This window comes from Boseongicola sp., assembly GCF_057460485.1.
This window is the reverse complement of the sequence record NZ_JBVCWP010000227.1, coordinates 1-6,255: the sequence shown is the minus strand read 5'-3', so window position 1 is coordinate 6,255 and position 6,255 is coordinate 1. Positions and strand designations below refer to the sequence as shown.

At 56.0% G+C, this 6,255-nt stretch carries 5 protein-coding genes; 4 read left to right on the top strand and 1 reads right to left on the bottom strand.

The window, feature by feature from the left end; all coding sequences use genetic code 11:
• Positions 1–629: 629 nt before the first annotated feature.
• From AC221Y_RS18640 to AC221Y_RS18625, 4 genes are all read left to right on the top strand, one after another.
• Positions 630–2,258 carry a peptide ABC transporter substrate-binding protein gene (locus tag AC221Y_RS18640; protein WP_299758609.1) on the top strand — a complete coding sequence of 543 codons (1,629 nt, stop codon included), beginning with the start codon at positions 630–632 and terminating at the stop codon, positions 2,256–2,258.
• Between the two features lie 70 nt (positions 2,259–2,328).
• Positions 2,329–3,252 (top strand): oligopeptide ABC transporter permease OppB, encoded by a 924-nt coding sequence (gene oppB / locus AC221Y_RS18635; RefSeq protein WP_093975570.1) that lies wholly within the window; start codon positions 2,329–2,331, stop codon positions 3,250–3,252.
• 12 nt (positions 3,253–3,264) lie between these two features.
• Positions 3,265–4,191 (top strand): ABC transporter permease, encoded by a 927-nt coding sequence (locus tag AC221Y_RS18630; protein WP_299758612.1) that lies wholly within the window; start codon positions 3,265–3,267, stop codon positions 4,189–4,191.
• Positions 4,192–4,193: 2 nt separating this feature from the next.
• Entirely contained in the window at positions 4,194–5,999 is a 1,806-nt protein-coding gene (locus AC221Y_RS18625; protein WP_299758614.1) for an ABC transporter ATP-binding protein, read from the top strand.
• Positions 6,000–6,052: 53 nt separating this feature from the next.
• Here AC221Y_RS18625 and AC221Y_RS18620 read toward each other — a convergent pair.
• On the bottom strand, positions 6,053–6,255 hold a 203-nt coding region (locus tag AC221Y_RS18620; protein ID WP_486708003.1), incomplete at its 5' end, for a hypothetical protein.

Below are 6,255 nucleotides of genomic sequence, written 5' to 3'. Positions count from 1 at the left end.
GGGCTCCTTGCTGCCATTAGCCGCATCGCAGCGACCCTGCCAAACGATCTCGCCCCGACCAACATGAACGGCCCTTAGCTGCCGCTCGTCGGTCGATCTGATGCTGCGCCGCAGCTTCGCCAGACCGGTCATTCGTGCATCGTGCAGCATCGGTTACTATGGAAGGAAAGCAGACATTCGCTGCGGCGAAGGCCGTTGGGGGGTCTTGGGTTGCGGGCTTGTCATACAAACAATTTCCCTGTTGGGCTCGGGTCGCAAGAGCCGCTTCTGGTAGGCTGGTTGGTGGCGGAGAAATTCGAGCGGTAGCTTGCGAACTTCTTTTAGGCAGGTGTCGAGTTGATACAGGTGATGGCGAGCGCATGTGGGTATCGTCACCTACTGAAATTCATTGCAGATGATTTGAGCACGCGGAAGAACGACACAGCTGGACTTTTTGGGCAAGCGCTTTTCTGGAGTTGGCAAACGGCAGATTCTTTGGTTTTTGGAAGGATTTCTTACATCAATCACACGCTGTTTCCATGGGTGCATTGGTCTGCATGACGCGTGGTCAGAACGAGTTTGAAATACTGGACTCTTGCGCTGGGCGGGCGCAGTCTCTGTTTTATCAAGAAACAACAGGGAGCCTTTCCATGAAGCATATTAGAAATTCCGCCCTCGCGACTTTGGTCGCTACCACCATGCTTGCGTCGCCAGTTCTGGCGGCCGGTACACACCCGACGACCGGGGAACCGCTCGCGGATGACCAAACCTTCACCTATCGCGTGCTGGACGAACACAGCTCCGTTGATCCGCAGGTTGTGGAAGATGTCACCGGCGCCGAAGTCGTGCGCGATCTTTTCGAAGGCCTTATGAACCAGGACGAAGACGGCAACCTTGTGCCGGGTGTCGCGACCGGGTTCACGACGAATGACGACAAGACCGTGTATACATTCACTTTGCGTGGCAACGCCAAGTGGTCGAACGGTGATCCGGTGGTTGCGGGTGATTTCGTCTACGCCTGGCAGCGCGCTGTCGATCCTGAATTGTCCTCGCCTTACGCTTGGTACATGGAGATCACGTCGATCGAAAATGCTGCCAAGATTATCGCAGGCGACGCACCGATCACTGATCTTGGTGTGAAAGCAATCGACGACCGAACTTTGGAAATCACACTGTCAGCGCCGTTGCCATATTTTGCGACGATGACGACGCATTCGACATTGTTCCCCGCGCCGCGTTCGGTAATTGAGGCGCATGGCGCTGACTGGACCAAGCCCGAGAATATCGTGTCAAACGGTGCTTATGTCCTGACCGAACATCTGCCCAACGAGCGGTCCGTTCGCGAGCGCAATCCTATGTATTGGGATAATGAGAACACGATCATCGATAAGGTCGTCGCCCTTGTGATCAACGACGAGAATGTCGCTTTGACGCGTTATATGGCGGGCGAGCTTGACCGGACTGAAGTGCCGGCAGGTCAGTTCCCGCGCCTGAAGGAAGAACATCCGGAAGAGGCGATCAGTTTCCCGCGTCTGTGCAACTATTATTACACGTTTAACCTTTCGAATGATGGCCCGGAGCAATTCAAGGACGTGCGCGTGCGCAAGGCCCTTGCGATGGCTGTGGATCGCAAGATCATCGTAGAGAACGTGCTGGCAGGTGGTCAGCCAGAAGCCTACAGCTTTACGCCCGCTGCGGTTGCCAACTTCGAGCCGCCTGCATCGGAAATGGCGTCGATGACGCAAGCCGAGCGTGATGCGAAAGCCAAGGAACTGCTGGCAGAGGCAGGCTATGGTCCCGACAATCCGCTCAAGTTCAGCATGATCTACAACACATCGGAATCTCATAAGAAAATCGCAGTGGCGATGAGCCAGATGTGGAAGCAGAAGCTGGGTGTTGAAGCCGAACTTGGCAACATGGAGTGGAAGGTTTTCCTTGAAACACGTGGCAACCAGGACTTTGAACTGGCGCGTGGTGCATGGTGTGGCGACTATAACGAGGCGTCCACGTTCCTCGATCTTCTGACGACGCCGTCAGGATACAACGACGGTAAGTTCTCTAGCGCGGAGATCGACAGTCTGATGACGCAAGCCCGCACCGCGAGCGAGACGTCGGACCTCTACACGCGGGTTGAGGCGATCATTGCGCAGGAACAGCCTGTGATTCCGATCTATCACTATGCCGGTGTCTATATGCTGGACAGCGATGTCGGGAACTGGCCTGTGAACAACGTCGAGCAGAACTGGTACTCGAAAAGCCTCTACAAAATCGCTGAATAAACCAAGCGTTTGAACGGCTTCCCCCGTCGCACAGTTGTGTGGCGGGGGCGGCTAACTCATTGGAAATTATATGCTCGGTTATTCGATCCGTCGCCTTTTGGCGGCCATTCCGACGCTGCTGTTGCTGATCGCGGCGTCCTTCGTCCTGATACAGGTTGCCCCCGGTGGCCCCTTCACATCCGAGCGGCCACTGCCGCCGCAAGTTCTTGCCAATATTGAGGCACGATATGGGCTGGATCAGCCGATGTGGAAGCAGTTTTGGGATTACCTTTACAACATAGTGTTTCATTTTGATTTCGGACCATCCTTCAAGTTCAAGGACCGCGATGTGAATGACATCATCGCGCAAGGCTTTCCGATCTCGCTGACCTACGGGTTCCTATCGTTTCTGGCGGCAACTTCAGTTGGTGTGACCTTGGGTGTGGCGGCAGCGATCCGGCACAACACTTGGATCGATTATTTTGCTGTCTCATTAGGTATTGCTGCACAGGCGCTGCCGAACTTCATCATGGGACCAATCCTTATTTTGGTCTTCACACTCTATCTTGGCTGGTTACCAGGCGGTGGCTGGAACGGGGGTGCATGGCCGTATCTGATCATGCCGGTGATCGCACTTTCGACCTCCTACATGGGGTCCATCGCAAGGATCACCCGGTCGTCGATGCTGGAGGTTCTGAACTCGAATTATATTCGTACGGCGCGGGCCAAGGGCATCCCGGAACGCCAGATCATCTGGAAGCACGCGATGAAGCCGACGCTGTTGCCGGTCGTGTCCTACCTAGGGCCGGTCTTCGTTTATGTGCTGACGGGGTCGGTGTTCGTGGACATCTATTTTTCGACTGGAGGTTTGGGACAAGCCTATGTCGGCTCGGCGTTGAGCCGGGATTATTCGGTGCTGTTGGGGGTCACGATCCTTTATGGCGGGCTGACTGTTCTGGTGAACCTTATCACGGATCTTGCTTATGCCTGGTTCGATCCGAAAATCCGGTATTGAGGGGGCTGACATATGTTTGGAAGCTCCAAAAAGACGATAGAATTGGCGGAAGCAGTGAACGAGCAGGCTGTCGTTGGCCGTTCGCTCTGGCGGGATGCCTATGACCGGTTCACCAGCAACAAGGCGGCGATGGTCTGTGTGGCGACCCTTGGGTGTATCGTGTTGTTCACGCTGGCAGGGCCTTTTTTCGCGGTCTGGGATAACGAAACGATCGACTGGACCGCGATGGGCGATGTGCGCGGACTTGGGGCGCCGTCGGTCGAGAGCGGGCATTTCTTCGGAGTCGATGATCTGGGGCGTGATCTTTACAGCCGCGTTATTCAGGCGACGACAACGTCACTTCTGGTAGGGCTTATCGGCGCGGCGATGGCCCTGATTGTGGGGACGCTTTACGGGATTGTCGCTGGCTATCTTGGGGGTCGGATCGACGGACTAATGATGCGCTTTGTCGATATCCTTCTGGCGATCCCTTCGACACTGGTGATTATCCTGTTGCTGGTCGTCGCGGGGCGATCGTTCATCATGTTGTTCGTGGCGCTGGGCGCGGTCAGTTGGCTGACGATGGCACGGATTGTGAGGGGGCAGACGCTGACCTTGAAGAACCGTGATTTCATCGAAGCGGCGCGGGCGGCGGGCGTTGGCGAGTTCACAATCATGATACGCCATATTCTGCCGAACCTGCTTGGCGTAGTGATCGTCTATGCGTCGCTTTTGGTGCCAGAGATGATTTTGGCCGAGAGCTTTATCTCGTTCCTGGGGCTGGGCATTTCGGAACCCTACACGTCGCTCGGTGCCTTGATCGCCGAAGGGGCCGGGACGATGGCCTATGGCACACTGTGGCAGTTGCTTTTTCCGCTGTTTTTCTACGTCACGATCATCATCACCATGTTTTTCATCGGAGATGGTTTGCGTGATGCGCTTGACCCAAAGGATCGCTGACGATGGCCTTGTTTTCTGTTCGTGATCTGAACGTGTCTTTCACCACGCAGGACGGCATGATCGATGCGGTGAAGGGCGTTTCCTTTGATATTGAGGCGGGGGACTGCCTTGGGATTGTTGGCGAAAGTGGCTCGGGCAAAAGTCAGACGTTCATGGCCGCGATGGGGTTGATGCCGAAAAACGGGCTGGCTACGGGCTCGGTTCAATTGATGGGTCGCGAGATGCTGAATGTTTCGATTCCGGAGCTGAACAGTCTGCGTGGGCGTGACATTTCGATGATCTTTCAGGATCCGCTAACGGCGCTTACGCCGCATCTGAAGATCGTCAATCAGATGGAAGAAGTGCTGCGGTCTCATCAGGGATTGTCGGGCCGGGACGCCGAAAAGGTCGCTTTGGGTTGGCTGGACAAGGTGCAAATCCCCGAGGCGAAACGTCGGTTGGATCAGTACCCGCACGAGCTTTCGGGAGGCATGCGACAGCGCGTAATGATTGCCATGGCAATGCTCTGCAATCCGAAAGTGCTGATCGCAGATGAGCCGACCACGGCGCTTGATGTCACGGTGCAGGCCGAGATTCTGGACCTGATGGTGGGGCTTCAAAAGGAAGAAGGCACGGCGATTGCCTTGATTACGCATGACATGGGCGTGGTGGCGCGAATGTGCCGCGATGTGCATGTGATGCGGCATGGAGAATTTGTGGAAAGCGGCTCGGTGGACGAGATTTTCTCGGCGCCGAAGAAGGACTACACCAAGTCCTTGCTGACGGCGATGCCACGTCTCGATTCCGACGACGCACCACACGCGGTTGCGGCGGACGCCGAGACGATATTGAACGTGGACGATGTGATGGTGCATTTCCCGATTAAACAGGACCGTGGGTTGTTTAGTGGGACGGTACTGTTGAAGGCCGTGAATGGTGTCAGCTTTGATCTGCGCGCGGGCGAGACTTTGGGGGTCGTCGGTGAAAGCGGCTGCGGAAAGTCGACGCTTGCACGGGCGGTTTTGCAGCTCATACCCCCGACTGCCGGAGCGGTGACTTGGCTGGGACAGGACCTGGTCGGGTTGACGTCTCATGCATTGAAGTCGAGACGCAAGGACCTGCAGATTGTGTTTCAAGACCCCTTAGCGAGCCTTGATCCGCGGATGACAATCTCTGCCTCGATCGCAGAACCTTTGCGAACTTTCCGGCCAGAGTTGACGTTGGCTGAGCGCAAGATGGAAGTGGCTAAAATGATGGAGCGTGTGGGCTTGGACGCGCGCATGGTGAACCGCTATCCACATGAATTATCTGGGGGTCAGAACCAGAGAGTTGGCATTGCGCGGGCCATGATCAATCGGCCGAAGCTGGTCATCTGTGATGAGGCTGTTTCGGCCCTCGATGTGTCGATACAGGCACAAATCCTGAGGCTTTTGAAAGGCTTGCAAGACGATTTTGGTATGGCGATGATCTTTATCAGCCATGACTTGTCGGTCGTGCGAGCCGTGTCGAACCGGGTCATGGTTCTGTATCTGGGACGAGTGGTCGAAATGGCGGATCGCGATGCGCTTTATGACGAGCCTCGCCACCCTTATACGAAATCTCTGATTTCGGCGGTGCCAATCCCGGACCCTCATCTTGAGCGCACACGGCAGCGGCTGCGTATCCCCGGAGAATTGCCTTCGCCTTTGGATCCGAAAGCAGCGTTGAGGTTTATTCCGTCGCGGCTGACGTCCGATGCGGCCTATCAGCCAAGGCTCAAGGAAGTTTCATCCGGGCATTTTGTCGAAGAGCACGATCCCCTGGAAAACTTGCTGGACCGGCCAGCTTAGGCCGAGAGCATGAGCGCGCGGGCAGCGGCAAAGTGTCGAGCAAGGGCAGTGTCCTAGCTATCGCTGAAACAGGCATATGTCCGCCTTAGACTGCCCAGTTCATATTGGCTATACATCAGCGCCTCTATGCGGCGAACGTCTGCTTTAGTGTAGGTTTCTCGGACGCCACGCGCGGCGTTTGGGTGGCGCGGAGCGTTGCCTGGCGTCGGAGAAGCGCTCAAGCGGGAAATCGCGGGGTTGGGCTTGGTGGAACAGC

Bases quoted from the DNA above. Each gene is read 5' to 3' on its own strand.
- AC221Y_RS18640 (WP_299758609.1), top strand. From the start codon at position 630: ATGAAGCATATTAGAAATTCCGCCCTCGCGACTTTGGTCGCTACCACC.
- AC221Y_RS18625 (WP_299758614.1), top strand. From the start codon at position 4,194: ATGGCCTTGTTTTCTGTTCGTGATCTGAACGTGTCTTTCACCACGCAG.
- AC221Y_RS18630 (WP_299758612.1), top strand. From the start codon at position 3,265: ATGTTTGGAAGCTCCAAAAAGACGATAGAATTGGCGGAAGCAGTGAAC.
- oppB (WP_093975570.1), top strand. From the start codon at position 2,329: ATGCTCGGTTATTCGATCCGTCGCCTTTTGGCGGCCATTCCGACGCTG.